Genomic DNA, 25,364 nt, shown 5'->3' with positions numbered 1-25,364 from the left:
ATGAAGCTAATAAAAGAAAGTACACCTCTGTCTTCTTCAGAAAAAAATGGCTTCTGAGGCAAATCACAGATTTTAAAGGCAAATGCCTGTAAATGCTATCGAATTCAATTGAAGGACGATTTTCTGTACTCCATTTCGATGAAAAGCTTATTAATTTTTTTTTAAATTTAGGTTATTAAACAGGCTCCAATGATTAATGGCGAAGACTATGCAGACCTTTGGGTGGAAGAAGGTATTCTACATTTTGTTTATAAACCGAATATAATAATCGACCTGGACGCTGCAAAGGCGGTTGTAAAAACCCGCTTGCGTTTTCAAAATGATATACCCTATCCCATTCTATGCGACATCAGGCTTCTAAAAACTGCCAGTAAAGCTGCAAGGGAATATCTTGCCGAAAAAGGCTGTATTAACGCACTTGCCGTAGCATTTGTAATAGATAAAGCATATTCCGGAACATTAGTTAAAGCTTTTATTAATATTAGTAATCCTTCTGTCCCTACCCAGGCGTTTACTACAATCCCGGAAGCCCTCGGGTTTCTTTATGATTTTAAGTAACCTTTAAACCTACTTGTTATGTATAGTGCTCACTCCCAGGGCCGGGTACAGGAAATCCTTGATTTTATTACAGAAATTACTCTAGGAAACTACGCTTACACCCTCCCCCTAAGAAACCAAAAAGATGAACTGGAACAAATCGTAATCTCCCTGAATACCATGGTGGAAGAAGTTGACACCGCGGTTCACCAAATCAATCTTGAAAAAAGTAAAGAAGTAATTGAAAATATTGTTCTGAATCTTGATGATAATCTACATATCACTTCGTATTCTGACAATGTTGGAGATGTACTGAGATACTCTGAAGAAGAATTGTTAAACAAACCTTTGGTAGTTCTTTTAAGCGAAGAAACCAATCTACCCAAAGACATTTATCTGGAACATGCTATAGATAAGAAAATGCCATTTCATGTAGAATTCAGGCATCATAGCGGTTTTCTTTGGACAGGCTATGGTTACCTGCATCAAATGATTTCTTCTGGAAAAAAAACCTATACCTTATCGGTATTCAAGGCTGTTTACTATAATGAGAAAATGAAGAATGAGCTTAGGGACCAGAAGCGAGGAACCTTTAAATACCCGAGCACATACAGAAGTCTGTTGCTACAGGATCAGCGGCATTTAGTAAGAAAACTTCATAAATACGTTTTGGAAAGACTGGATCGCAAACTGCAAAAGCTACCAGTTATCGCAGCTGAGGTTGGTGGTAGCCCAAGTAAAATCAAAAATATTTTTAAGCGTGTGTACGGGGATTCTATTTATGCTTACCATTTACGAAAGCGGTTGGAAAAAGCATATTTATTAATCCAGGAAACCAGCACTCCAATAAATGAAATTGCTGAAGAATGCGGTTTTAAAAGCTTTTCTCATTTTTCAAGATCTTTTAAAAAAGAGTTTGGATTCAATCCCTCCGAGGTTAGAAAATCCTGAATAAAAAACTGCAAAGGCAAAATTAAACTTACCAAAGGCAAAGGCCCGGGACATAAATTAAAGAACTTTATGTCATCGTTTTTGCGCAGGAACGCAGGTGAAGCCTAGCCTTACAAAAAGTAGGCATATGTTTAATAATAAAATTTACTATTATGAATATTCGAAAATTAATATTACCGATGCTGGCAATTGTTTTTGCCATAGGAATGGCCTTTGCCACCGTAGATGTAAAACCTGAACCGAAATTGCAGGTGCAGGATTTTATAATATTAAATGGCAGCTGGCAAGCTATCCCGGAACAGGATTGTGAACCCGGAGATGAGACCTGTAGAGTTAAACTTGGAGATAGTGGACTGGTATATGATGTGTACGATCAAATGGATCAAAGTACATTAAAATCAAGCACTTCCGAGAATCCTAATGTTATTAATCTACAGTAGGCTATAATTGACTTATTAAGTGCTTCCCGGCTATTCCGGGAAGCTTTTTTATTCACGCTCTATTCTTTTTTGTTCTCCATGACAAGTTCATATGAACTGCCCTCCTGAAATATCCGCTCAGCTGTGTTTTGAACTTGGTTGGCGGTGAAAGATTTTAAAAAATTTTCCCTGACCCGTTCATCTATCATTTCCTCACCATACCTGATAAGGCTATATAGACTCTCTGACTTTTCTGAAGGCTGTTCCTGGTCAGTTTGTTTAAATCGCATTAGCAACTCCTTGATCACATTCTCCAGCACCTCTTTTGGAAAGGATCCTTTTTTTAACTCATTGATGATTTGCGTTGTTGAATCTTTAATTTTTGGTAATTCTTCCGGTACGCAGTTATAACGAAATTTTATTTCAAACCGGTTAAGAGATCTGTTGTACCGGCCATCAGCCGCAAAATAATATAGTGAAAGATTTTTGTCAGCACGAAGACCAAATAATAACCTGTCTGCCACCATTCCCAAAATCTTTACTTCAAGTTCTTCCTGCCAATCTACAGGCTTATTAGCCAATGCTGTGAAAACTAATCCATAAAAAGAATTCTGAGTTTCATATAGATCTGAAGGTTCCATCTTTAAAGAAATAGTTTCCGGCTTATTGACTAAAGGATAATGTCTACTATTGCAATAAATGCTTTCTTTTACAGGAAGATTTCCCAAATATTTATTTAGTAGGGGGAGTATTTTTTCTTTTTCAAAATTTCCGGTTATTATAAAAGTATAGTCTTTAGCGTTGCCAAAGAAATAGTTATAAGCCTTATAAGATTCTTCAAAATCAACTGCTTTAATTGCTTCAGTCCTTTTAGAAGCATGAGGTAAAGTGGAGTAATCCCTGGAAAGTTGATTTAAAGCATCTATTAAATCATTTACCGGGTTAATAGAAATTGCTGTATAGTTAAGATTGCTTTTTTTCCAATCTGTAAATGCTAACGAATCTTTTCGAGGTTTAGAAAAATACAAATACACCACTTGTAAAAATTCCTCCAATTCTCCTTTTATAACATTTCCCTTTATTCCTGCTTCATCAAATTTAAGATATGACGAAATTCCCATTTGCAGGGAATTGGAATTACAATAGAACCTTTTAAGATCAAACTTTGTAAACCTCCCCAATCCTGCATTTTCAACAATGGAGGGGGAAAACATTGCCGAATAATAAAGTTCAGGGGCCAAACAAGATGCACCAATTGGTTTGAATCCGTGCAATACCATATTTTCTTCACCAGCAGTTCCGTTTAAAGGTTGTAGCACGACTTTGACCCCGTTTTCCAATAAGTACTCCTGGAAAGTATTGTCTTCATTGTCTACTTTTAATATGTTTTTTTCCTCCAAAGAACCAACTTCTTTTTTACTGAGCAATTTATCAGGGGCAGGAGAAGAATTATATTCTGAAACAGGTTTTTTGTGGGCATCCCTTATTACTTGTCTTAGCTTTTTTTCAGATTCAAAGATCGTGCTATGGTCTTCCGGAATAATCAACCCGATATCCTTTGGCATCCCTGAAAGTAGTTCAGTTACAACATTATTGACCTCATCTACGGAAAGCTTTTTTAGATAATTATTAATCCTCAATTGCTTCTCCTTAGGCAAGACCTCTTTATAAACAAAATGAGCTTTTATTTGTTCTTGCCAATATTCAAGATTTCGGTCAGGATTAACATCATAATCATGAAGAAAATCAGATACGGCCTTGTCCAGTTCTTTTTTCTTTATACCATACTTTTCTAACTGTTTAAGAATATAAATTGTTTTTTTTACGCCTTCTACATCATCACCAAGTCCGGTCCTTATATTGATTTTTAAAGCACTTTCCGGCTTACCTGCATTCTTAGTTTTTCTTTCTATGGTGTGGATACTGAATTGGTTTACAATGTTATTATACACTTCAGCGGCTTCATAAAATCGATGGTTAATAATATTGGTGATTAATTCCAGGGTGATTCTTTTTTCAACACCTTCCCATTTAGTGCGAGTTTGCCAGGTTTTGGGATCCCGAAAATATAGGTTAATGGTTATAGGCTTTCCGAAAGCATTATGAAGTGAATTCGAATCACTTTTTACCACGGCAAAACCATTTTTTCCATTAAAATATTTTTCACCACAATCTTCCTGTCTTGAAGAGCCTTTATTTTGCTTCAAATCATTAAATCTTTCAATAACTAATTTCTCCATCAGTTCAACATTTTCAATTTTACCCACTATACTAACTGCCATGCGGTCCGGTTTGTACCATCTTTTATAAAAATGTTGTAAATCTTTAAATGGAAAAGATTTATTATGTGTTATAAAATTGCCCTTATCTTTTATACATGGAAAAAGTTCATTATCCAACTGGTTCTCAGCATCACGACTTGCACGGCTTGACTCACCCGCCAAATATTCCTGTAACAATACTCCTCTTTCCCTATCAATATTTTCTCGTGATAAATCAAGGTTATTTGCAATATCCTTAAACCATTTAAGTCCTGTATTTGCGGCTTCCATATTGGCTTTCTGAAGATCAAAATAATACAACGTCACTTCACCTCCCGTTTTTCCTCTTACATCACGGGGGCTCATATTTAAATTAGACAATAAAGAAGAATTACTTTTTAAACCTTCCGGGAAATTAATAGTTTCTCTAAAAGCTAGATGTTCAAGATGATGTGCAAAATCCGTTTCATGAGGTTCCTCATAATTAGATCCTACTTTTATCATAAAGGTCATTTTTAATTGTTCCCCACCCCCTTTTAGAGGCTTTATATAATAGGTAAAACCATTTCTTAAGGTACCATGAATGATGCTTTTATCTATTTTGTCCGGTTCAGATTTATCTTTCGGTATTTGCCCGTTAGAGTTAATCGCAATGAGTAATGTACAGGAAAGTAGAAATATCCTAAAGTAAAGTTTCATCATCTGGTTTTTTTGATTAATAACCCGGGTTCTGTGATAGGTTAGGATTTCTCATCCGTTCAGCTTCTGGTATAGGATACAGAACATCAGTATTTTCCCATAACGGATTATTACTTCCCAACACCGCCTCTGCCCTGCCGGTTCTTTTTAGGTCCAGCCATCGATGCCCCCATTCTGCAAACAATTCTTTTCTTTTTTCTTTAAGTATTTCATCTAACAGATTCTCTTCATTTATTTCCGGATCGGTTTGATCCAGCAATTCTAGACCTGCCCGTTTACGGATAACATTAATATCTTCAATTCCACCCTGGAGATTTCCCTGATGAACCCTTGCCTCTGCCCTTACTAGGTATTGTTCGGCTAACCTCAAAACCATAGAGTATTCCTTGGGAGGGACTTCATTTGTGTTTCTAATTTTGTATTTAAAAGGAAAAAAAGCATCCCTGCCTTCATTATAGCTAATCCAATTAATGAGTCTCTTATCATTCTCCTCGAAAGAATTCAATAAGTCCATAGGCAACCTGGCAATGGCAAAAAAGGAAAAAATTGGATCTATGATAAAAAGGTTACCATCTTTGGTATTGGTGACAATTTGACCATCACCTAATGGTGATATTTGCCAGATGGCTTCCCTGCTGTTAGCCAAAAAGACCTCATTTGGATCTTCCAGGAGTTCATAGGTGGAAGTACTACCAATAACCTGGCTGCTATAATTTTCTGCCATTTCCCAATCTTCAACAAACAAGTAAACCCTGGCCAGTAATGCATCTGCTGTATACTGATTAATGTTTGTTCGCTCTCCATCCCTATATTCACTATTTAATACTTCTTCTGCGCGTAAAAGATCTGCGATAATTTGATCATACACCTCAACTGTGGGGGTTCGTGATGCCAGCTGATTTTCTTTATAGTCGGTAGTAAGGATCAGAGGAACATTTCCATAAAGATTTACCAGGTAGAAGTAGGTGAAGGCCCTTACAAAAAGAGCCTCTCCTTCTAATTGTGTTTTTAGTTCTGAAGAAATATTTTCAGAACCAGATAAACCCTGCAGGAAAGAATTGGTGTTATAGATAGTGTTGTATGCACTGGCCCAGATTTCCAGGTTATTTTGATTATCAGGCGTTATCTCATTCTGCTCAAATTCCATCCTGTTTACATTGCCGGATGTAATATTCTGGATATTATCTGAAGATAAACCAGATAATAAAGTGATGCTACTGGTGTAACCATTACTAAATGCAGCAACAAAGAGTTCATTGTAAATTCCCTGCATTGCACTTATTGCAGTTTCTTCACTGCTAAAAACCTGTTCCTGGATTAAACGGTTATTGGGAGCATCTACTTCTACAAAATCTTCACATGAGGTAGTAAAAATACTGATAAGAAAAATGGTTAGCAGGTGTTTTAATATTCTTGATTTCATAATTATCATTTTATAAATTAATTTGCACCCCTCCAGTTATTGTTCTTAAGGTGCGGAAACTGGATCCAGAAGCTGGATTTTCAGGATCCATGCCTTCGTACGGCGTGACGGTAAAAAGATTCTGGCCATGGACAAATAATTTGCATGTCTCCACGCCTATACTCTTAAGAAAAGGCTGTGGCAAATTGTAACCAAGGGAAAGTGTCTTAAGCCTGAGAAATGAAGCATCCTGAATAGGAAAGCCCGACCTAACAACATTATTAAAAGCATTACTCGCCTGGCTAGATCGTGAAATTCTTTGGTATTCCCCTTCCCCATCCAATGCAGACAAGCTCGATTCCAATGCATTACTTTGCGTTCCCAGGTTAAATAAGGTCAAGTCTCCTTTTTGTTTAACAAACTCCCAAAGAAATTGCAGCGAAAGACCTTTGAAGGAAAAATTATTATTTATTCCCCCGAAAAACTTCCTGTTTTGATCCACTGCTAAAACCCTGTCCTGGTAATCCAGCCTGCCATCTTCGTTCACATCTTTAACCGTGTAAAACCCCGTTTCAGGATCAAGACCATTGTATTGATAGCGCAGGGAAATATTTAGCGGATATCCAATTTTATAGGTATTAGCATAAGATGACTGCTCTAAATCTGGATAACTCAGCAATTCATTTTTAGGAAAGCTTATATTAAAGGAGGCTTGCCAGTTAAGCTTTTTGTTCTGTATGATATTACCTGATGCTTCTATTTCCCAGCCTGTATTTTCTACCGTAGCTGGAAGATTCGCCTGCACTGAAGTAAAACCAGTGGTATAAGGAAGAGCGTATCCCACCAGTTGATTTGAAGAACGATTCTGGTATCTACTAAGGCTAATATTAAGCCTGTTTTCATAAAACCCCAGCTCAATTCCCCCTTCCAGTTTTTTATTTATTTCCCAGGAATAATCGGGATTTGCAAGTCCTGTTGGATATAATCCACCCGAGCCGGTTGTTGGTGCATAGGTATCTAAATACCCATAATCACCTATTTGATCATTCCCTGTAGTTCCATAGCTCCCTCTAAACTTTCCAAAGGATAAAAACGATTGGGAATCCTTTAAAAACGCTTCTTCAGAAAATATCCAGGCAACTCCCACCGCTCCAAAATTTGCAAAACGACGGTTGGGACCAAAGCGGGAAGAGCCATCCCTCCTTCCTGTAAAATTAAGGTAGTATTTTTTGTCCCAGTCAAATCCAATACGCGAAAAGACGGCAGCGTACCTGTATTCAGTAGTAATATTAGCTGCATTTATAATTCCTTCTGCCGCTGCTATATTTCCAATCAAGGCATCGGAAGCAAAGCCACTTCCCTGGAACCGGAGTAAATTACTTTTATTTACCTGGAATGTCCCCCCTATAATAGCTTTTACATTCAATTGGTGAAAATCCCGGTTGTAAACAAGCTGAGGTTCAATAATCCAGGATTTTCGCGTAGAATTTAAGAATGCCGAACTACTGTTGTAATTTTCTGCAGGATTATATGAACGTCTTGGTAAATTACGGGTTTCTTCGCTGGTATAGTAGGTATAGCCAAAGCTGGATTTTATTCGAATCCCCGGGAGCAGTTCATAGGCGATATTTAAATTGGATATAAGATTATTTGTTTGAGTTTCGCTAAAATTATAAAAGCCTTCCATGGGATTATCCAGCCCGGCTAATGCCCAGTCTTCCCAATTTAAGCTCCCTTCCTCATTGAAAATCGAGGGAGCATTTGGGGGTAATCGTGAAATTGAAGAATTTAAATTGAGGTTTCCCACCAGGTTATTTACATCGACCCCATAATTAACAGAAAGGCTTAAATCGAGCTTATTATCTTCTGAATTATGATTAAAATTTAAGTGGCCCGTCATTTTATCATAGTCGTAATCTCCCGGATAGACTGTTCCCTGGGTAAAATAGGAACCTCCTACTCTAAAAAAGGTGTTGCCGTTTCCTCCTGAAAAGTTGAGATCAGCACTGGTTGTTCCCGCGGTACCTCCAAAAAGAAAATCCTGCCAGTCTGTAAACCTGTCCTGGTCCCAAAGCAAAAGATCATAAGCGTTCCGCTCTGTTTGTTCTACCCCGTCATTTTCAAAGGCTCTTCTCCTAACCGCCAGGTATTGCTCAGTATCCAATAAATCCAGCCGATTAGGAACAGTTGCCGCACCTGTAAAAAATCTTGCTTCCAAAGCTGTCCCCTTTGTTTTTCCTGATTTTGTAGTAATTAGAACAACCCCATTTGCCCCTCTCGAACCGTAAATGGCCGTGGCATCGGCATCTTTAAGTACTTCAATACTTTCTATATTGGAAAGGTTCAGGTTGTTTAAAGGGTCCAGTCCGGCATCGCCTATTATAGAATTAGTCTCCACAGGAGTGGAATTAATGGGAACACCATCTATAATATATAAAGGATAATTTCCTTCTTCCCGTAAGCTGTTTGTTCCCCTAATGCGAATTGTTGGAGCGGTACCGGGATTACTCCCTCCCGAAACCACCTCAACCCCTGCCATTCTCCCCTGCAGGGCCTGGATGGGGCTTACCACCGGCTGGTTTTCTATTTCCTCGGCGGTTACGCGGGAGATATTTCCCGTGCTTTCCCTTCTTGTAGTGTTGTAGTAGCCGGCATTTATCTTTACCGCGTCCAGGGCATCTACATCTTCCTCCAGTTGTACGTTGATCTCAGTTTGACTGCCTACGGCAATCTCCTGCTTCTTATAGCCTAAAAAGGAAAATACCAGGGTCTCCCCCTGCCCCGCGGTTATGGAATATTCTCCCTCAAAACTGGTTACGGTACCGCGGGCTTCTCCTTTTACAGATACGGTTACCCCGGGCAGCGGCAGGTTATTTTCTCCCGTTACCGTACCGGTAATTTGCTGTTGTTGTGGTGTGTGGTTTGTAGTTAAAACTGCCGCATGTGCCGGCACTGCCAGTATATAGATAATAATACCAACAATTATCCACGCCAGGAACTTCCAGCGCTTGTAATTATTTTTCATAATTTTGCTGTGCTTTAAAGTGAAACGATTTTTTACTTAAGCTTAGGCCTTCCCCAACCAGACTCCAATCTTAGGGGAAGGCTTTTTAGCTTAACACCTATCTAAAGGCTAATTCAAATTTTCTTCTCATAGACAATCTTTTTTTGTGAACATCTACGCCCCTAAAGCCGTAGTCTTATAATCTATTAGCCCACCCTCCTTACCCCCTTTTGGGGGCAGGGGGCTTCCCACCCAACTACTGCCGCCATTATAGGGATGGCCGCAATAACCCACGGGATTGTTTAAAGAGATTGCCCTGTTCCCGCAAACAGGATTAATGAAAACAGTAATAGCTACCGCCGGCCACTTTGGCCATTTTTAGTGTGTTGCTGTGGTTTGTTTAAATGCGAACCTTTATGTGAAGAAACAAAAGCTTTAAAGCAGTTAAGCAGGAAGCGCCTAAATACAAAATGGGCGTGAAACTCAACTTACTGCATTAGAGGTACTGGTATACCTTGTGTACGAATAAGAGAGCCCACGCCCGGGTCGTGAGCATCCTAGCTTATCCTCTCGTACACATAAAAATTACCAGTTTTCTAATGCGAGATTCAAAGCGAATGCTTCCAATATTTTACCTTAAGAAGTTTCGCAAATATATAATTATGAGGTAAATATAAAGAAATAATTCTTTTTGGGTATATATCCCCAAAGATTTTTTTTGAATAAATGTCAAATTGTTCAAAAAAATGGACAGTAAGGCAATCTCCAATGAGTTTCTCAGGCAATTGGGCAAAAGAATTAAAGAAGAAAGGGAGTTAAAAAATTTTACTCTAGAAAACATGGATGCTCTATGTGATATAGATCCAAGTGATTTCAGTAAAATTGAGAATGGTAGGCAAAACATAACCTTTAAAACTTTCATTAGGATAGCTGTTGCTTTAGACATAAATCCTTTAAAATTATTTAGGTTCGAATTTACCTTAGATGAATTCAAAAATTAGGTTTTTTTGGGATTTGCAGATACTTAATACATTTTTATATATTGCATTCCTAAAATTTAACAATGGGAGAACTCTCTAAAAAGATCGGAGAATATGGAGAAAAAAAGGTAATGGAATTTCTCTCCCTTCTTGGATGGCAACCGATTGAAACAGGAGTGACTATTGAATGCTTTAATCCTTCGTTACATAAAAGAAGCGAGAAAAGAGGCACACACGGTAAAGATTTAGGTTTCACATATCACTCTCCCCTCTCAGAAGGAGAATTAATTGACGTATTCGTATCTGTAAAATATAGTAAAAATCCTTATGAAGAAAACCCTCGTTCCAAATTTCATAGTCATTTCTCAGACTTAGCTAACGGAATTTCATGTTATAAGAAATCTTCAGAAAGGGTGGAGCGAATAAATCATTTTTTTAAATATTCGAAAGTAAGAACGATTGGAGTACTATTTTGGCTAAACAACTCTCCTAAAGATTCTGATAAAAATTTGCTTTCAGATTTGGCTATATCGAGATTTCATGAAGACCTAGATTTTGAGGAAATTATTGTTGTCACTAATGAAGCTTATACGTTTATTAAAACTTCAATCAGAGAAATAAAGGCAAGAACTTCTTCTGAGAAAATTGAATTTTATTATCCCGCCACTGGCAAAAACCTAAATCCGACAACTCGGAAAATTTCTGGAAAGATTTTACCTATTGAATTTTTAACAAGTAATATTTTACCCTTCAGAGTAAAAGTTAGTGAAAATGAATGGCATTTATATCTTTTTTCCAAACAGCCTTTTTCGGTATCAGATTTTAAAAGATTAGTAGGGTTATCCATCGATATTTCTAATGGTTTAGCAAAAAAAATAATAATTGGATTTTCAGATTACAACGAACTTTTAGATGAGAATTCGATAAATGTTGTTCTACAATCATTTGAAGAAAAAGAATTTGCGTTAGAAAATATTTTCTGTATAAATATAGATGAATGAAAGAATTATATGAAAGTGTAGATAAAATATTACCTCAGGGGGAATTTTTAAGAGGATTTACAAACCAAAATTTAGTAACAAAGGCGGATCTTAAAAATATCCTTAAAAACAGAGGTGTATTTTTCTGTAATGATAGTAAAGAAAATCTTGTTCCATTTCTCTGTAATACTCTTATTTCACCTCAAGAATTTGAGCAGTTAAAAGATAGTTTTAACACAAAAGAAGATAATCCGAAAAGATCCACTAGCAATCTAGAGATAAAAAGTAATACTCCCCTTATTGAAATGGTTCCACCTACTCCGGAAATGGAATCACTAAAAAAGGAATTAAATTCTCTGCCTTCTAACTTCACTGTTACTAAATTAAATCCATTTACACAGGAACATAGAAATCAAAAAAAAATTTTTGCTGAGTTTGAAGTTGAAAGACGTGATTTAAATAAAAGCTGGTTTGAAGCAACAAATATTTTTAAAGGAAAATTAGTAATTGAAAAAGAATCTGAAAAAAAAATTAAAATCACTCGCCAGACAACTTCGCCAGAAACAATGAAAGTGGCCAGTAAACTCGAAAGCCTTTATACTAACTACTTAAAAAATCATGATTACTCAGGAAAAGACTCTAAACTGGAAAAAATTTTCTTTGGTAATTTTAACAATGAAGAAAGAATCGCTTTTTTTTTAAGATTATCGAACAGTATGCAAAGTGGGCATTTTGACTTTGTAGATATTAGTGATGTACATTTCAGGGCTGATAAAAAGAAGACTCTACCAAAGGATATTATTTGGATGTCAAACAAGGACGCATTAATTTTTAGAGGAAAGAAAATTCAATCTGATTTCTTTTTTAGTCAAAATTCATTCCACGAGTATATTGAATGCTGGGGAATGGAAGTAAAACTCCGCTACTCATATGAATTGTTAGAGGGCAATCTCACAGTTAATTATGGTTTTCCTTATTTCGAAAAAAAAGGAAAAAAAGCTGAATTTGAAATAAATATCAGTTCGTTTACTTCACAAGGAAATGTTCCATACTCTAAAAAGCAGGAGATAAGAGAAATACTTTTTGATTTATTGGATGCTGAGAAATCAAAAGTATTTAATAATTTTCTTAGGTATTCCAATAGTAAAATTTAAAAAAGACACCTATTAACTGTAGAGAAATTTTTTCTATATGCTCAGTATAAGAGATATTTATGACTCCCCTAAAAATTTCCAAGCAATACTTCTGTGGTTTATTTTACTACCATTTTGGTACGTGGATATTTATCTATTTTCACCTTGGATAATAAATCAAAATGACTATTTGCTCAAAATAAGCATCTGCTTTATTTGCAATCTATTTTCTGTTTGTCTTCTACTTTTTTGTGTCCTTTGCTCCTTTTCTAGTAGAAAAATTAAAACTACACTTAATGAAATGTCCGGAGTAACTATTATTATCTTAAGCTGCTGGAGTGCAATTCTTAGTATTGCATGTTTTCTATGGAGCATTTTGTCCAATAAGATTATTACTTTTTATGGTTTTATAGGTATCTATTTTCTTCCCTTAATATTTACATTTCTTTTTTATTTTTTCAAGAATAACAATTATAAAAAACATATTGAAATTGAGACCTAACACTATAAACTTTATAATTTTTAGAACTCTTCAATAACAAATATAAAGTCAGTTCGGGGATTATTAACTCCTATAAACATCGATTGGCAGGATTTAAATTATGAATAAAGAACCCATTGTTCCCCCGGAAGGTTTAGATAAATACTCCCGTTACTTTAAAAAATTAAAGCGCGGGGTAAGTAAGCATTTAGGCAAAGCCCCGCATAAGCCGGTAATGCTGTTGACGGTAATTCGCAGCATCAGGAAAAACGAGATCCCGGATAACCGGATATTTATAACTCCTGAACTGCTGTTGAATTTTAGGGAAACCTGGAACCAACTAGTAGATACCGGCCATACCGAGAATTTTGCCCTTCCTTTTTTCCATATGCGCTCTGAACCTTTCTGGCAGCTGGTGGCCAAACCGGGAATGGAGATCGGCATCACCCGCTCCGGGAGCATAAAAAGTTTTAAAAATCTACAGGAAACCGTGGCATTTGCCCAGATTGACCCGGAACTATTCCTGCTGTTGCAACAGCCGCAAACCTGCGAATACCTTGAAGCACAATTATTACAGCAGTATTTTTACAACTCTCAAAGCAATTACAGGCACAACCGGGATTCGGTAGAAGAGTCTCAACTGGAATACCAGATCCGGTATTCCTCCGGCCAGGAATACCGGGAAAATTTACTTTTCCTGAAATCGCAACTGGACGAAAACCGGTACCAGGAAGAACTTTTTATACGTGGCGGGTTGTTTAAGCGCAGCATTCCCAAAATTTATGACCATCGTTGCTGTATCTCCGGGATGCGGATTATGGCCACGCCAAATATCCAGATGATCGATGCCTGCCATATTCACCCCTTCAGCCTTTCCAATGATGATACCGTGAGAAACGGCATTGCCCTCTCTCCTACCCTGCACCGGGGCTTTGACCACGGATTGATAAGCATAACGGCAGATTATAAAGTAAAGTTTCGGCCTTAGTGAACGATAAAGATTCAGAAGTTACCTTGAACCAGTTTTAAAGGACAGGGTTAGCAAGAATCAACATATAAGCCGTAATACTACTTTAAAAGAAAATTATTAATAGATTTGGAACTATGACACGTAAACCTGCAACAAAGAGCTTTTTTTCTCAAGTAGTAGGTTTATTAAAAAATGCCCGGCAAAAAGTAATATGGCCTGTTACCTTATCTTTGTACCTGAAAGTTTAGTAAAACGCGAGCATGTAAAACAAATACTGCCCTGCAAATAAAATATTCAGAATTAACCTTAAATTACTTAGCAATGGAACAGATACGATGGCAGCAGCGATTTTCTAATCTTACTAAAGCTTTTCACAAGCTGGAACGAGGTCTTGAGCTTTTCAATTTTGAGGTTTACCTGGAGAAGAGGCAGGAACTAAAAGAAAACATAGACAGTGAGAAGGAACATTATCTAATGTTGGAGTTGGAACAACTTGACCTGGACAGGGAAGGAATTATTCAGCGGTTTGAATACACCTACGAACTCTTTTTAAATACCATAAAAGATTTTATGGAGTATCATGGAGAACCAAGGGAAAATTTTAAAGGTAGCAGAACAATATTAAGCCTTGCCTTGCAGAAGAACATTATAGAAGATCATGATAAGTGGAGAAAAATGGTGCAGTCAAGAAATGATATGTCCCATACCTACAATGAAGAAGTGGCAGATGAAGTCACTTCGAACATTATTGATATTTATTTCCCCCTAATGCAAAAATTATATGGCTACCTTAAGAAAGAATACGAAAAATAGTTTTGGATTATCCCCTGAAACAATTGCTCTTTTGCATTCGGCATTTTCAAAATTTCCCGCGGTTGACGAGGTGCGCGTTTTTGGTTCCAGGGCAATGGGAAATTTTAAGCCCGGCTCAGACATTGACCTTGCTGTATTTTCCCCGGGTATGTCTTATAATGATCTTTTAGACCTTAAAATAGCCATAGATGATTTAGAACTACTATATAAGATAGATGTACTGGATTACAAAAAAATCGATCATCAGGAGCTTAAAGATCATATTAACTACGTAGGCAGAACCTTATATAAAGCCACTGAAGTTTAGGTTTGAAGTGGTTCTCGAAGGTGAAGAACATTTATCCATTTATTCAAAAGGTCACACACTGTCTTGCGATTCTCAAGAAAACTATTAACACTATCTGAACATAGCATTTCCGAGACAGCGTTTCGGATATTTGTATATTACATTTAACTCAGGATTGGAAACCTAAACAACAAACGTATATCTTTATATATAACTATTTATAGCTATTGGAGCACCGGAACTAAGGGAGGAATTGCTTAAATACATAGAGATTGGTGATAAAAAGTTTTTAAATACCATGCTTAAAATCGCACGGTAATACATTGAAAATGGTTAAACCACATGATTGTCCTAGCCATCCTTCCCTAGCTCAGAATTAAATTATGAATAAAGAACCCATTGTTCCCCCGGAAGGTTTAGATAAATACTCCCGTTACTTTAAAAAATTAAAGCGCGGGGTAAGTAAGCATTTAGGCAAAGCCCCGCATAAGCCGGTAATGCTCCTGGCGGTAATTCGCGGCATCAGGAAAAACGAGATCCGGGATAACCGCCTCTTTATAACTCCTGAACTGCTGTTGAATTTCAGGGAAACCTGGAACCAACTGGTGGAGACAGGCCATACCGAGAATTTCGCGCTTCCCTTTTTCCATATGCGGTCGGAGCCTTTCTGGCAGCTGGTGGCCAAACCGGGAATGGAAATTGGCATCACCTGAATATCCAGGGAGCATAAAAAGTTTTAAAAATTTACAGGAAACCGTGGCATTTGCCCAGATTGACCCGGAATTATTCCTGCTGTTGCAACAGCCGCAAACCTGCGGATACCTCGAAGCACAATTATTACAGCAGTATTTTTACAACTCCCAAAGCAGTTACAGGCACAACCGGGATTCGGTAGAAGAATCCCAACTGGAATACCAGATTCGCCATTCCTCCGGCCAGGATTACCGGGAAAATTTACTTTTCCTGAAATCACAACTGGACGAAAGCCGGTACCAGGAAGAACTTTTTATTCGGGGCGGGTTATTTAAGCGCAGCATCCCTAAAATTTATGACCATCGTTGCTGTATCTCGGGAATGCGCATTATGGGCCCGCCAAATATCCAGATGATCGATGCCTGCCATATACACCCCTTCAGCCTTTCCAATGACGATACCCTTAGAAACGGCATCTCCCTCTCTCCTACCCTGCACCGCGCCTTTGACCGCGGGCTATTAAGCATAACAGCAGATTATAAAGTAAAAGTTTCAGCCCTGGTGAACGATAAAGATTCAGAATTTACCTTAAATCAGTTTGAAGATCAACCCATCCTCCTGCCGGAAAAAGAGGAATGGCAGCCATCAATAGAATCCCTGAACTGGCACCAGGAGGAAGTGTTTTTGGGGTGAAAAATCAAGTCAAAGGGATTATCATTTTGTATTTTCAGGCTAACAACTGCGCGCGCTTTGGTCTCAAAAACCATAAACTAAAAGACTACAAAATGAGGCTAAGGAGGCTAAGAAAAGATGTAAGGTTCTTAAATCCCTGGTGCGGATCAATATTCTAAAGGTTCTTTTCTTGCATATCTCACACGAAGGATATAAATAGCCTCTTCCTCTATAAGATAGGATATACGGTAGGTGTGCTTTTCATATGCCCTTATGTTTCCGGGATTATTGGTCTTGATCGTGTCCAGTTTGTAGATCTCCGGATTGGTAGACAGTATTGAGGCTGATTCATAAATTTCTGTGATGATCCTGGCGGTGGTTTCAATGGATTCCGACTGCTCCAACAATTCTAAAAATGCCTGACTAAGTTCTGCATCAGCCTGGCTCGTCCAGATTATTGCTTTGCCCATTGTTTAATACGTTCGCCCACTTCCTGGTGTGTGTATGTTTTACCTTCATTTATCTGGGCGATGGATGCGTTAATTTCCTCATTATATTGTTCTTTGCTGATACGTTGCGATGATACCTTTTTATTGTATTTCAGCATATTTTTTATTGCTTCAATAAATGTAGGGTCCTTTACCTTGTCCAGTTCCTGGTGTATCCATTCTAAATCTGCCCGTAAGTTCATAACCTTCGTTTTTACTTTCATATCAAAGATAATTAATTATTGGTGACATACTTAGAAATAGGAGAGCTAAAACATCAGGATATCAGTCAAATGTTCCGAAATTATCCCTGTTACTGCAACAGCCGCAAACCTGTGAATCCCTTGAAGCACAATTATTACAGCAGTATTTTTACAGCTCACAAAGCAATTACAGGCACAACCGGGATTCGGTGGAAGAGTCTCAACTGGAATACCAGATCCGGCATTCATCAGGCAAAGAATACCGGGAAAATTTACTTTTCCTGAAATCACAACTGGACGAAAGCCGGTACCAGGAAGAACTTTTTATCCGTGGCGGTTTGTTTAAGCGCAGCATTCCTAAAATTTATGACCATCGTTGCTGTATCTCGGGAATGCGCATTATGGCCACGCCTAATATCCAGATGATCGATGCCTGCCATACACCCCTTCAGCCTTTCCAATGACGATACCGTGAGAAACGGCATTGCGCTCTCTCCTACCCTGCACCGCGCATTTGACCGCGGGCTTATCAGCATAACAGCAGATTATAAAGTAAAAGTTTCAGCCCTGGTGAACGATAAAGATTCAGAATTTACCTTAAACCAGTTTGAAGACCAATATATCCTCCTGCCGGAAAAAGAAGAATGGCAGCCATCAATAGAATCCCTGAACTGGCACCGGGAGGAAGTGTATTTGGGGTGAAAGTTTATAAATTCAGCAAATAACTGGTACTTCTTCCCCCACCTTTTTTAATAAAAGCTCCTTTATCAAATAAATCCTGGAGATCCCTGGTGGCAGTAGATTTAGAGGTTCTGTTAAGGGAAATGTATTTACCGGCATTCATACCGCCTTCAAATCCTTTATAGCCTTCTGCGAGCATTCTCTTTACTGTTTTGAGCTGTCGCTCATTCAGCTTATCCTGGAATTTATCAAAAAATTTTGCCTTCTTCATTGAAAAATTAATAAGCTGCCCGGCATCCTCCTGAGCTTCCAGGGTTGTTTTTACAAAATAATTAATCCATGGGGTTATCTCGTTAGACCGCTGTGCTTTTTTTAAAGCTTCATAATAATTTTTTTTCCTGGCTTCAATCGCCTTGGAAAGACTTAGCAAAACCGGCCGCTGAAGGTGTTGAGAAAGGGCCTTTTCTGAAATAGCACGGCCAATCCTGCCGTTACCGTCTTCGAAAGGGTGTATGCTCTCAAATTAAAGATGTGCCACCGCAGCACGAATTACGGGTTGCTTTATTTCTTCATTCGAACCCGGGGCAGTATTATTAAACCAATTAATAAACTGTTCCATCTCCTGGGGAACCCTGGGGGAAGGCGGAGCCTCATAATGAATTACTTCCTTTCCCATCGCCCCGGAGATAACCTGCATAGGTTCATTGTGTTCTCTCCAGGAACCCACGTTTACAGCTGAACTTCCTTTCATCAACATCACATGCCAATTAAACAACACTTTTTCTGATAATGGCCTTTGAAAATATTTTTGTGCATCAACCATCATCTGAGAAACGCCTTGAGCTCTTTGATCTTTCACCGGTTCCCGTTTACTATTCAGCCCGAGATTATTTCGGATGGAAGACATGACGTCCTTTCTGCTTAAGTATTCTCCTTCGATCTCTGAAGTCTTCAGAGCCTCTGCCACCAATAAATCAACGATGGATTCAAATTGAAGTTCTTCCGGCAAGACCTCCATTGCTCCGTTGAGCCTGCCGGCTCTTTCAGAAAAAGCATAGAGATCTTTCTCCACTTCAACAGTAGAGTATTTAAAATTAGGCCAATCTTTTTGTTGCCAGTTATATTTCATGAGCCAAATAGAAACATTAATCGGCTCAAATATAGTAAAAAAATGAACCGAATATATTTATGAATCGGTTCATTTATCTAAAACTACGAGCTTATCTATAGAGAAAACTTACAATGAGTGGTAAAGGAGTACAAGAAATGATTGATCCCGGTCATATTTACCCTTTTCAATTATACCATGGAAAATGGCACCGCTCATTCCCCAATTCTCCATCGCGCTTTTGACCGGAGGCTCATAAGTACAACGGCAGATTATAAAGTAAAAGTTTCAGCTTTGGTTAACGATAAAGATTCAGAATTTACCTTGAAACAGTTTGAAGATCAACCCGGCCCTGCCGGAAAAAAAGGAATGGCAGCCATCAATAGAATTGCTGAAAGGGCATCAAAAGGAAGTGTTTTGAGTGAAAGTTTATAAATTCAGCAAATAACTGGTACTTCTTCCCCCGCCTTTTTTAATAAAAGCTCCTTTATCAAATAAATCCTGGAGATCCCTGGTAGCAGTAGATTTAGAGGCCCTGTTAAGGGTTAAATTCTTATCTTTTTAATGTCTATTTCTTTGGCGGAAGTACTTGTTGATCAATTTTTAAATACACATATTTAAAGATGTTAGCAAAAAAATAGAAGGATCTAAATCCTTTAGTGATCACAAAAAGGGATGTTATTTAGCATCCCTTTTTTGCTTAGAACACGCTTTTTTATTTACAGACTCTTCCTTTTTTACTCATCAATCTCTATTGGCGGTTTTTCTATCTATGATTTGATATGTGCAAAAAAGTGACCTTATGGGATTGTAGTAATATCGTGTTAGGCATAACTACTCCAATAATCTAGAGCGCCATTTTAAAGGAGAAGACCTTAGTGCTACATTTCTAAGCCGGGTATATTCATCCGGAATTACCGTCCGCCTCCAGCTGAATGCTATCCGTTTTCCATCGGAATATAGTGCTTGGGATCCCATGGAGAGATTATCTACTACATAGCTCTATGTTTTTCAGTTCCTTTTTTTAGAGATTCATACATGGTAGCCGCCTTTTTATCAAATTCCTGAGGATTGTTACGATTAGCGATGATGGCATCCATATCACCAAGCATGACATCGATTTCATTTTTTCTTAGTCCTTCCAAGGTTTTACTTACTACCATTTCAGTACTTTGTAATGTTCCCGCTCCTGCAGTTTTCATCATTGGAGTGTCTGTTCCTGTAGGATACAAAGTCATAACATGAATCTCTTCATTTTGCAACTCTCTTCTTAATGCTTCGGAAAATAATTTTACTGCTCCTTTTGTTGCTGCGTACGGACTATAAAAAGGCATTCCTACTAACGCAAGGTTAGAGGATACATTTATAATAGCTGTAGCTGATTCATGTTTTAACAGCGGTAAAAACTTTTTTGTCATCAAAATAAGTCCCGTAACATTAATATTAACCTGTTGAATAATATCTTCGTCAGTGATTGTGGTTAATTCACCTGCACTTACTACCCCTGCATTATTGATTAATAAATCAATAGTTTCCCATTTATTTTGAACTTCATTTACGAAATTGCTGATATCGGATATGTCCGCCACGTTTCCGGAAAATAAAATAAAATTTGCTTCGGGAAATGTGGATTCTAAGCTTACTAATTTTTGCTTATTTCTACCAATAACGGCGAAATCCCGGGTTCCTTCCTGGTACAGTTGGTTTATAAGCTCTTTTCCTATGCCACTTCCTCCTCCTGATATTACAACTTTTTTGTTTTTAAAATTTTCCATTTATTATAAATTATTATGATTAACTTAAATTACTGCAACATTGAGCGGAATTAACTTTAAAGGTTATATGTTGAACTGTTTACCTATCTTCATTAGTTTAGATCAACCATATTTTCCCTGGATTTCCCGTTTTAATTAAATTTTATAAAGAAGACTTATACTTCAAAAAACTGTTCCCGATTTAATTTCACTTTTAAGTAATTACTAAAAGATTTCACCTGGAATGTTTTTTTATCGATTGAAGAACTATTTTTATACTTTCTTCATATTGTTTAAAGAATACATCATCCTTGTCTAATTTTCTAAGTCCACGAATTCCTTCGAATGAACTAATTAAAAACGTGGCAATAGACTCAGGTTGAATATCATCCCTAATCTGATCTTCTTTAATGCCTATCTGTAATATGTAGACAATGGCATTTTGCCACTCTATTACAATATTTTTAAGCGCTTTCTTTAAACTATTATCCTCATAACCTAATTCATTAATCAGATTATTAAGCGGGCAGCCCAAGAGTTTTTCTTCTTCATTAAATTGACGCAATCGTTGGGTAAATACGTGTTCAATTAGTTCTATCGTTGGTTCATTTTCATAGAGAGGCCTAATCATATTCTGATAAATACGCTGGTGCAGTATTTCGGAAATCATTTTTTCAGTGAGGGATGATTTATTTTTAAAATGATGATAAAATGCCCCTTTTGACAAGCGTGTTTCTTTCATAATCATACCGGGAGTAGTCCGGTAATAACCATGTCTGTATATTACATTAAAAGCCTGTTCTGTAATAAGCTGCTGCGTTTCTATAGATTTTTTATCCCTGGTCATGCTATAAATATAAACAAAACATTCTTAATAGAATGTTTTATACCAATTATAATTTAAGATGACTGAAGAGGCAGATAAAATATACCGGATGTGTAATATTGAAGATGTAAATTTATTGTTACTAATGTCAGGCTTAAATATTTACTCCTCCTATTGAAGAGAATAACTTAGAAAGTTGAAGGTCGGGAGAAATTCTTCTTTTCAGGAGTGCTCCATCATATACGTAAGAAGGTATGCAAACTACTATTTTTATCAAAAATTTTTACAAAGGAAATATTGTTTTTATATTGCAATATTGCCTAGTGCTTCAAATTTAACAACATTCTATACTGAGGGCTACCCTGCTATCTTTCAGGTATGGGAAGCTGTATTAATTAAAACAGCTTTTCATTCAACTTGACCGCATTAAACTTCGAAAATTAAAGTGGATATTAGGGAATACTTTAAAGAATTAAAAAGGCGAAATGTTTTTAAGGCTGCACTCGCCTATTTGGTGGTGGCGTGGATTATTGTACAGGTTATTTCTATTATCTTCCCGGTATTCAATATCTCTCAGGATTTATTAAAAACTATTATAATTGTCTTAATTGTTGGTTTTCCGGTATGGCTGGTATTTGCGTGGATATACGAGGTAACTCCAGAAGGATTAAAAAGAACGGAAGATATTTCCAGACAAGATTCTATTACCGCTGAAACCAGTAATAAATTTAATAAAGTTATTATTGGTGCTTTGGTAGTGGCGATTATTCTTCTCTCAGTAAATCTATACAGTAATTATTCCGAAGGAAGAGCCTTAAAGGATAATGAATCCAATCATACTGAAGAAGTCATTCCAGCCTCTAAAGGTAAAGAAAAATCAATTGCAGTTTTGGCTTTTGATGATATGAGTCCAGGTAAGGATCATGAGTATTTTTCTGACGGAATTAGCGATGAGATATTAAATCTTCTGGCGAAGATCCCCGATTTAAAAGTGATTAGCCGCACTTCTTCTTTTTATTTTAAAGGAAAGGAAGCTACGGCACAGGAAATAGGCCAAAAATTGCATGTTTCCCATTTGCTGGAGGGAAATGTACGAAAAGCAGGTAATACCCTACGCATAACAGCTCAATTAGTAAATGTTGCAGATGGTTCCCAAATCTGGTCAAAAACTTATGACCGGAAAATGGAAGATGTTTTTAAAATTCAGGATGAAATTGCTGATAATGTAACCTCAGAATTAAAAGCAAACTTATTGGGTAAAGAGGTACGCTCCAACATAACCGATACTGAAGCTTACAACTTTTACCTGGAGGCAAAACAGCTTTTAAGGCAATCTACTCCGGAAAGTGTGGAAAATGCTGAATTTCTTTTGCGTCGGTCTATTAAAATTGACAGTACTTATGCCCCGGCCTGGATTCTTATGAGCAAAATAATGATGTCCAAAACTCTTCTCTTTAATTCCATTTCCATAGAAAAAGGTACAACTAAAGGAATCTCTGCTGCCAAAAAGGCCATTCAGATTGATCCTAAAAATGCTTCTGCATATGCCGTATTAGGGAGACAACAAACATTTATGTGGAATGGGCAGCAAGAAGCCTACAAAAATGTTCAGAAGGCGTTGCATCTGGAACCCGATAATATCGAAGTAATAAATACTGGTGCCCTAAATAAAACTTTTACCGGAAAAACAGAAAAAGCGGTTGAACTTTATTTAAAAACTAAAAGACTGGATCCTTTAAACTTTAACTGGGAATTAGGTTTCACTTATTGGATGAACGGAGAGTTTGAGAAAGCAGAAAAAGAAGTTAGAAACAGCTTACTTCATATGCCAAATATGGGCGTTGCACATTCAATACTTTCATTGATACTGGTTTATCAGGAGAAATATGAAGAAGCCCTTATTGAGGCTGAAAAAGAACCTGCTCCTTTCTTTAAGTTATGGAGTAAATGTCGCGCACTATACGGGCTGGGTAGATATAAGGAAGCAGATGCAGCATTAGAAAAACTAATAACACAACATAGTGAAGATGGAAGTTCAAATATAGCTGAAATATACGCTTTTAGAAATAAAAAAGATAAAGCCTTTGAGTGGTTGGAAAAATCTTATTCATATAAAAATTCAGATATTTACCAAATACTAAATTTCCAGGCCATGAAGAATTTGCATGGTGATCCCCGATGGAATGGCTTTATAAAAAAACTGCCATTACCTGAAGATCACGGTTTTCATTTGGATTAATTTGGCCAATATTTGAAAATCTCTCCCGCTAAGTGTTTAGGTCCTAATTTTTTTAAAAATCTAATGTAACCGTTCATATTCTATTTAGCATGAATCCACAAAATTTCTTCAAACCTGGTAGTATATCTTCGGGAAAATTTTTCCTGCCGTACTTTCCATGTTCGCCCTAGATCCTGGCCACCAAATTTAACTTTACCGGATTGGTTTTGGTTTAAAAGGTCAATAGTTTTCATCAGCTGTTCATGCTTTGGATTTATTGTAGTGAACAGCGGTAACTGCCGCTGGTTTTCTGGCACCAAACCCGTAAGTATAATGCCCGCTTTTTTATATTCATAGCCCTGCCGGAAAATTTCAGCCAGACCAGACAAAGCAGCTTTGGTAAGCTCTATGGTAGAATTGGTGGGAAAGACCAATTGTACAGCTATATTGCACCTGTATTGTTTAAGATCCTGCCGGTGTGGGTTAGTGTGAAGAAATACATATACCATATTACAACAAGATTGTTGTTTCCTTAATTTATAAGCTCCACGCGAGCAGTATGTACTTACCCGCTCCCTAATTTCATGATATTCGGAATACATTTTCTCGAATGCACGGGTAACCGCAATGTTCTTTTTAATGGCCGGCTCTTCCAGTTCCAGGATTTTTTCTCCAGAAAGATCCCTTTTTAACCGCAAACCCACCTCCGTCATTTCTTTCCTTACGTATTCATTAGGTAACCTGGTAAATTGAAGGGCATTAGATACTCCAATTTCCTGCAGCTTTTTCGCATGCTGTTTCCCTATCCCCCATACATCCTCTATCTTTGTATATTCCAAGGCTTTATCAATTTTTTCCTGCGAATCCAAAGAACATACACCTCCTGTTTTCTTACTGAATTTCTTAGCAATCTTATTGGCAATCTTAGCTAATGATTTGGTGGGGGCGATACCTACACTAATGGGAATACCCGTGCATTTTTTAACCTTTTCGATCATCTCCAATCCAACCTCTCTCAAATCGAAAAGACAAAAACCTTCAAACCTCAGGAAAGATTCATCTATACTATAAATCTCAATATCTGGAGTAAAGGATGAAAGGATGTTCATCACCCGGGAACTCATATCCCCGTACAGCGCGTAATTGGAAGAAAAGACATTTACCTGGCCTTTTTCAAAAATTTTCTCATACAGAAATGCCGGGGCTCCCATTGGAATAGCAAGAGCCTTAGCTTCATTCGAGCGTGCTATTACACAACCGTCATTATTGCTAAGTACAACGACAGGTTTACCTATCAGTCCGGGGTTAAAAACCCTTTCACATGAGGCATAAAAATTATTACAGTCTACAAGTGCAAACATTACAGGTTCTTTATTACAGCCGTCACCATTCCCCAGATGAGAAATTCATTATCCATAGTAACCTTAATAGGTTTGTAATTTTCATTTTCGGCCAACAGCCAGATCGTACTTCTTTCAATTTTCAAGCGCTTCACCGTAAATTCACCATCTATAAAACATACCGCTATTTTACCATTAACCGGTTCCAGGCTTTTATCTATAATTAATAAATCCCCGGAATGTATACCGGCGTTTTTCATTGAATCCCCTTTTACGCGTCCAAAGAAGGTAGCATCCTTATTTCTGATATATTCCTTATTAAGATCTATGGAATTTTCCAGATGATCATCTGCGGGAGATGGAAACCCTGCCGATATTCCGGCATCCACAACAGGTAAAAACTGCTCTACTCCGATTTCTTTTATAAAAACTTCTAATACCACCATGAGTACAAAATTACTACTA

General features: G+C 37.4%; 26 protein-coding genes and 1 pseudogene. 15 read left to right on the top strand and 12 right to left on the bottom strand.

Annotated features, from left to right (window positions below; all coding sequences use genetic code 11):
* Positions 1-189 precede the first annotated feature (189 nt).
* The 3 genes from AB8M93_RS15905 to AB8M93_RS15895 all read left to right on the top strand — a co-directional run bounded on the left by AB8M93_RS15905 (position 190) and on the right by AB8M93_RS15895 (position 1,928).
* Positions 190-558, top strand: a complete 369-nt coding sequence (locus AB8M93_RS15905; protein ID WP_373059482.1) for a DUF7793 family protein — start codon at positions 190-192, stop codon at positions 556-558.
* A gap of 18 nt (positions 559-576) precedes the next feature.
* Positions 577-1,488: an AraC family transcriptional regulator gene (locus tag AB8M93_RS15900; RefSeq protein WP_373059480.1), complete on the top strand. Its 912-nt coding sequence runs from the start codon at positions 577-579 to the stop codon at positions 1,486-1,488.
* Positions 1,489-1,640: 152 nt separating this feature from the next.
* The gene (locus AB8M93_RS15895; RefSeq protein WP_373059478.1) at positions 1,641-1,928 is read left to right on the top strand and encodes a DUF6520 family protein; all 288 of its coding nucleotides are present in this window, start codon (positions 1,641-1,643) and stop codon (positions 1,926-1,928) included.
* Between the two features lie 59 nt (positions 1,929-1,987).
* Here the strand turns inward: AB8M93_RS15895 and AB8M93_RS15890 are convergent, their stop codons facing one another.
* Genes AB8M93_RS15890 through AB8M93_RS15880 form a run of 3 tightly spaced genes read right to left on the bottom strand, consistent with a single transcriptional unit; the run spans position 1,988 to position 9,294 of the window.
* Positions 1,988-4,870: a M16 family metallopeptidase gene (locus AB8M93_RS15890; protein ID WP_373059476.1), complete on the bottom strand. Its 2,883-nt coding sequence runs from the start codon at positions 4,868-4,870 to the stop codon at positions 1,988-1,990.
* Positions 4,871-4,883: 13 nt separating this feature from the next.
* Positions 4,884-6,290, bottom strand: coding sequence for a RagB/SusD family nutrient uptake outer membrane protein (locus AB8M93_RS15885; protein ID WP_373059474.1), 1,407 nt, complete (start codon positions 6,288-6,290; stop codon positions 4,884-4,886).
* A 10-nt stretch (positions 6,291-6,300) separates the two neighbouring features.
* A complete protein-coding gene (locus AB8M93_RS15880) occupies positions 6,301-9,294 on the bottom strand; it encodes a SusC/RagA family TonB-linked outer membrane protein (RefSeq protein ID WP_373059472.1) in 2,994 nt (997 codons plus the stop codon).
* Positions 9,295-10,019: 725 nt separating this feature from the next.
* Here AB8M93_RS15880 and AB8M93_RS15875 point away from each other — a divergent pair.
* The 8 genes from AB8M93_RS15875 (at position 10,020) to AB8M93_RS15840 (ending at position 16,302) form a co-directional block, all read left to right on the top strand.
* Entirely contained in the window at positions 10,020-10,274 is a 255-nt protein-coding gene (locus AB8M93_RS15875) for a helix-turn-helix domain-containing protein (RefSeq protein WP_373059470.1), read from the top strand.
* A 62-nt stretch (positions 10,275-10,336) separates the two neighbouring features.
* On the top strand, positions 10,337-11,254 hold the full coding sequence (gene gapS4a / locus AB8M93_RS15870) for a GapS4a family protein (protein WP_373059468.1): 918 nt from the start codon (positions 10,337-10,339) through the stop codon (positions 11,252-11,254).
* Positions 11,251-12,387: a GapS4b family protein gene (gapS4b, locus tag AB8M93_RS15865; RefSeq protein ID WP_373059466.1), complete on the top strand. Its 1,137-nt coding sequence runs from the start codon at positions 11,251-11,253 to the stop codon at positions 12,385-12,387. The genes gapS4a and gapS4b overlap by 4 nt, the downstream gene beginning before the upstream one ends.
* A gap of 581 nt (positions 12,388-12,968) precedes the next feature.
* Positions 12,969-13,835 (top strand): HNH endonuclease, encoded by an 867-nt coding sequence (locus AB8M93_RS15860; protein ID WP_373059464.1) that lies wholly within the window; start codon positions 12,969-12,971, stop codon positions 13,833-13,835.
* 303 nt (positions 13,836-14,138) lie between these two features.
* The gene (locus tag AB8M93_RS15855) at positions 14,139-14,630 is read left to right on the top strand and encodes an HI0074 family nucleotidyltransferase substrate-binding subunit (RefSeq protein WP_373059462.1); all 492 of its coding nucleotides are present in this window, start codon (positions 14,139-14,141) and stop codon (positions 14,628-14,630) included.
* Complete coding sequence (locus AB8M93_RS15850) at positions 14,599-14,937, top strand: nucleotidyltransferase domain-containing protein (protein WP_373059460.1); 339 nt, start codon at positions 14,599-14,601, stop codon at positions 14,935-14,937. The genes AB8M93_RS15855 and AB8M93_RS15850 overlap by 32 nt, the downstream gene beginning before the upstream one ends.
* Before the next feature lie 362 nt (positions 14,938-15,299).
* Positions 15,300-15,629, top strand: a complete 330-nt coding sequence (locus AB8M93_RS15845) for a hypothetical protein (protein WP_373059458.1) — start codon at positions 15,300-15,302, stop codon at positions 15,627-15,629.
* Complete coding sequence (locus AB8M93_RS15840; RefSeq protein WP_373059456.1) at positions 15,616-16,302, top strand: HNH endonuclease; 687 nt, start codon at positions 15,616-15,618, stop codon at positions 16,300-16,302. Before AB8M93_RS15845 ends, AB8M93_RS15840 begins: the two co-directional genes overlap by 14 nt.
* Positions 16,303-16,448: 146 nt before the next feature.
* On the opposite strand, the gene AB8M93_RS15835 is transcribed toward AB8M93_RS15840, so the two are convergent.
* Together AB8M93_RS15835 and AB8M93_RS15830 are read right to left on the bottom strand one after the other, a co-directional pair.
* Complete coding sequence (locus tag AB8M93_RS15835; RefSeq protein ID WP_373059454.1) at positions 16,449-16,751, bottom strand: type II toxin-antitoxin system RelE/ParE family toxin; 303 nt, start codon at positions 16,749-16,751, stop codon at positions 16,449-16,451.
* Positions 16,736-16,972, bottom strand: coding sequence for a hypothetical protein (locus tag AB8M93_RS15830; RefSeq protein WP_373059452.1), 237 nt, complete (start codon positions 16,970-16,972; stop codon positions 16,736-16,738). Before AB8M93_RS15830 ends, AB8M93_RS15835 begins: the two co-directional genes overlap by 16 nt.
* Before the next feature lie 209 nt (positions 16,973-17,181).
* Between AB8M93_RS15830 and AB8M93_RS15825 the strand changes: the two genes are divergently transcribed.
* Both AB8M93_RS15825 and AB8M93_RS15820 read left to right on the top strand, forming a co-directional pair.
* Entirely contained in the window at positions 17,182-17,436 is a 255-nt protein-coding gene (locus AB8M93_RS15825; RefSeq protein ID WP_373059450.1) for a hypothetical protein, read from the top strand.
* Positions 17,402-17,674, top strand: a complete 273-nt coding sequence (locus AB8M93_RS15820) for an HNH endonuclease (RefSeq protein WP_373059448.1) — start codon at positions 17,402-17,404, stop codon at positions 17,672-17,674. The genes AB8M93_RS15825 and AB8M93_RS15820 overlap by 35 nt, the downstream gene beginning before the upstream one ends.
* 4 nt (positions 17,675-17,678) lie before the next feature.
* Here the strand turns inward: AB8M93_RS15820 and AB8M93_RS15815 are convergent, their stop codons facing one another.
* The 3 genes and pseudogenes from AB8M93_RS15815 to AB8M93_RS15805 form a co-directional block, all read right to left on the bottom strand.
* Positions 17,679-18,083 carry a Fic family protein gene (locus AB8M93_RS15815; protein ID WP_373059446.1) on the bottom strand — a complete coding sequence of 135 codons (405 nt, stop codon included), beginning with the start codon at positions 18,081-18,083 and terminating at the stop codon, positions 17,679-17,681.
* Positions 18,084-18,119: 36 nt separating this feature from the next.
* A pseudogene (locus AB8M93_RS15810) lies at positions 18,120-18,173 on the bottom strand (Fic family protein); the annotation flags it as partial.
* A gap of 3 nt (positions 18,174-18,176) precedes the next feature.
* Positions 18,177-18,782 (bottom strand): Fic family protein, encoded by a 606-nt coding sequence (locus tag AB8M93_RS15805; RefSeq protein ID WP_373059444.1) that lies wholly within the window; start codon positions 18,780-18,782, stop codon positions 18,177-18,179.
* A 177-nt stretch (positions 18,783-18,959) separates the two neighbouring features.
* Between AB8M93_RS15805 and AB8M93_RS15800 the strand changes: the two genes are divergently transcribed.
* A complete protein-coding gene (locus AB8M93_RS15800; protein WP_373059442.1) occupies positions 18,960-19,196 on the top strand; it encodes a hypothetical protein in 237 nt (78 codons plus the stop codon).
* Positions 19,197-19,753: 557 nt separating this feature from the next.
* On the opposite strand, the gene AB8M93_RS15795 is transcribed toward AB8M93_RS15800, so the two are convergent.
* Positions 19,754-20,536: an SDR family NAD(P)-dependent oxidoreductase gene (locus tag AB8M93_RS15795; RefSeq protein WP_373059440.1), complete on the bottom strand. Its 783-nt coding sequence runs from the start codon at positions 20,534-20,536 to the stop codon at positions 19,754-19,756.
* Between the two features lie 214 nt (positions 20,537-20,750).
* Positions 20,751-21,362 carry a TetR/AcrR family transcriptional regulator gene (locus tag AB8M93_RS15790; protein WP_373059438.1) on the bottom strand — a complete coding sequence of 204 codons (612 nt, stop codon included), beginning with the start codon at positions 21,360-21,362 and terminating at the stop codon, positions 20,751-20,753.
* A gap of 424 nt (positions 21,363-21,786) precedes the next feature.
* On the opposite strand from AB8M93_RS15790, the gene AB8M93_RS15785 reads away from it, so the two are divergent.
* Positions 21,787-23,580, top strand: a complete 1,794-nt coding sequence (locus AB8M93_RS15785) for a hypothetical protein (protein WP_373059436.1) — start codon at positions 21,787-21,789, stop codon at positions 23,578-23,580.
* Positions 23,581-23,660: 80 nt separating this feature from the next.
* Here the strand turns inward: AB8M93_RS15785 and AB8M93_RS15780 are convergent, their stop codons facing one another.
* Positions 23,661-24,920, bottom strand: a complete 1,260-nt coding sequence (locus AB8M93_RS15780; RefSeq protein ID WP_373059434.1) for a Y-family DNA polymerase — start codon at positions 24,918-24,920, stop codon at positions 23,661-23,663.
* Entirely contained in the window at positions 24,920-25,345 is a 426-nt protein-coding gene (locus AB8M93_RS15775) for a LexA family protein (RefSeq protein WP_373059432.1), read from the bottom strand. The genes AB8M93_RS15780 and AB8M93_RS15775 overlap by 1 nt, the downstream gene beginning before the upstream one ends.
* Positions 25,346-25,364 lie beyond the last annotated feature (19 nt).

It is taken from the genome of Autumnicola aciditolerans (assembly GCF_041679265.1).
Classification (GTDB): Bacteria; Bacteroidota; Bacteroidia; order Flavobacteriales; family Flavobacteriaceae; genus Autumnicola.
The sequence above is the reverse complement of the archived record's forward strand: the minus strand, read 5'-3'. Positions and strand labels throughout refer to the sequence as shown.

Excerpts from the sequence above, each read along its gene's own strand:
- AB8M93_RS15905 (WP_373059482.1), top strand. The coding sequence starts at position 190 with ATGATTAATGGCGAAGACTATGCAGACCTTTGGGTGGAAGAAGGTATT.
- AB8M93_RS15900 (WP_373059480.1), top strand. The coding sequence starts at position 577 with ATGTATAGTGCTCACTCCCAGGGCCGGGTACAGGAAATCCTTGATTTT.
- AB8M93_RS15895 (WP_373059478.1), top strand. The coding sequence starts at position 1,641 with ATGAATATTCGAAAATTAATATTACCGATGCTGGCAATTGTTTTTGCC.
- AB8M93_RS15890 (WP_373059476.1), bottom strand. The coding sequence starts at position 4,870 with ATGATGAAACTTTACTTTAGGATATTTCTACTTTCCTGTACATTACTC.
- AB8M93_RS15885 (WP_373059474.1), bottom strand. The coding sequence starts at position 6,290 with ATGAAATCAAGAATATTAAAACACCTGCTAACCATTTTTCTTATCAGT.
- AB8M93_RS15880 (WP_373059472.1), bottom strand. The coding sequence starts at position 9,294 with ATGAAAAATAATTACAAGCGCTGGAAGTTCCTGGCGTGGATAATTGTT.
- AB8M93_RS15875 (WP_373059470.1), top strand. The coding sequence starts at position 10,020 with ATGGACAGTAAGGCAATCTCCAATGAGTTTCTCAGGCAATTGGGCAAA.
- gapS4a (WP_373059468.1), top strand. The coding sequence starts at position 10,337 with ATGGGAGAACTCTCTAAAAAGATCGGAGAATATGGAGAAAAAAAGGTA.
- gapS4b (WP_373059466.1), top strand. The coding sequence starts at position 11,251 with ATGAAAGAATTATATGAAAGTGTAGATAAAATATTACCTCAGGGGGAA.
- AB8M93_RS15860 (WP_373059464.1), top strand. The coding sequence starts at position 12,969 with ATGAATAAAGAACCCATTGTTCCCCCGGAAGGTTTAGATAAATACTCC.
- AB8M93_RS15855 (WP_373059462.1), top strand. The coding sequence starts at position 14,139 with ATGGAACAGATACGATGGCAGCAGCGATTTTCTAATCTTACTAAAGCT.
- AB8M93_RS15850 (WP_373059460.1), top strand. The coding sequence starts at position 14,599 with ATGGCTACCTTAAGAAAGAATACGAAAAATAGTTTTGGATTATCCCCT.
- AB8M93_RS15845 (WP_373059458.1), top strand. The coding sequence starts at position 15,300 with ATGAATAAAGAACCCATTGTTCCCCCGGAAGGTTTAGATAAATACTCC.
- AB8M93_RS15835 (WP_373059454.1), bottom strand. The coding sequence starts at position 16,751 with ATGGGCAAAGCAATAATCTGGACGAGCCAGGCTGATGCAGAACTTAGT.
- AB8M93_RS15830 (WP_373059452.1), bottom strand. The coding sequence starts at position 16,972 with ATGAACTTACGGGCAGATTTAGAATGGATACACCAGGAACTGGACAAG.
- AB8M93_RS15820 (WP_373059448.1), top strand. The coding sequence starts at position 17,402 with ATGCCTGCCATACACCCCTTCAGCCTTTCCAATGACGATACCGTGAGA.
- AB8M93_RS15805 (WP_373059444.1), bottom strand. The coding sequence starts at position 18,782 with ATGAAATATAACTGGCAACAAAAAGATTGGCCTAATTTTAAATACTCT.
- AB8M93_RS15800 (WP_373059442.1), top strand. The coding sequence starts at position 18,960 with ATGGAAAATGGCACCGCTCATTCCCCAATTCTCCATCGCGCTTTTGAC.
- AB8M93_RS15795 (WP_373059440.1), bottom strand. The coding sequence starts at position 20,536 with ATGGAAAATTTTAAAAACAAAAAAGTTGTAATATCAGGAGGAGGAAGT.
- AB8M93_RS15790 (WP_373059438.1), bottom strand. The coding sequence starts at position 21,362 with ATGACCAGGGATAAAAAATCTATAGAAACGCAGCAGCTTATTACAGAA.
- AB8M93_RS15780 (WP_373059434.1), bottom strand. The coding sequence starts at position 24,920 with ATGTTTGCACTTGTAGACTGTAATAATTTTTATGCCTCATGTGAAAGG.
- AB8M93_RS15775 (WP_373059432.1), bottom strand. The coding sequence starts at position 25,345 with ATGGTGGTATTAGAAGTTTTTATAAAAGAAATCGGAGTAGAGCAGTTT.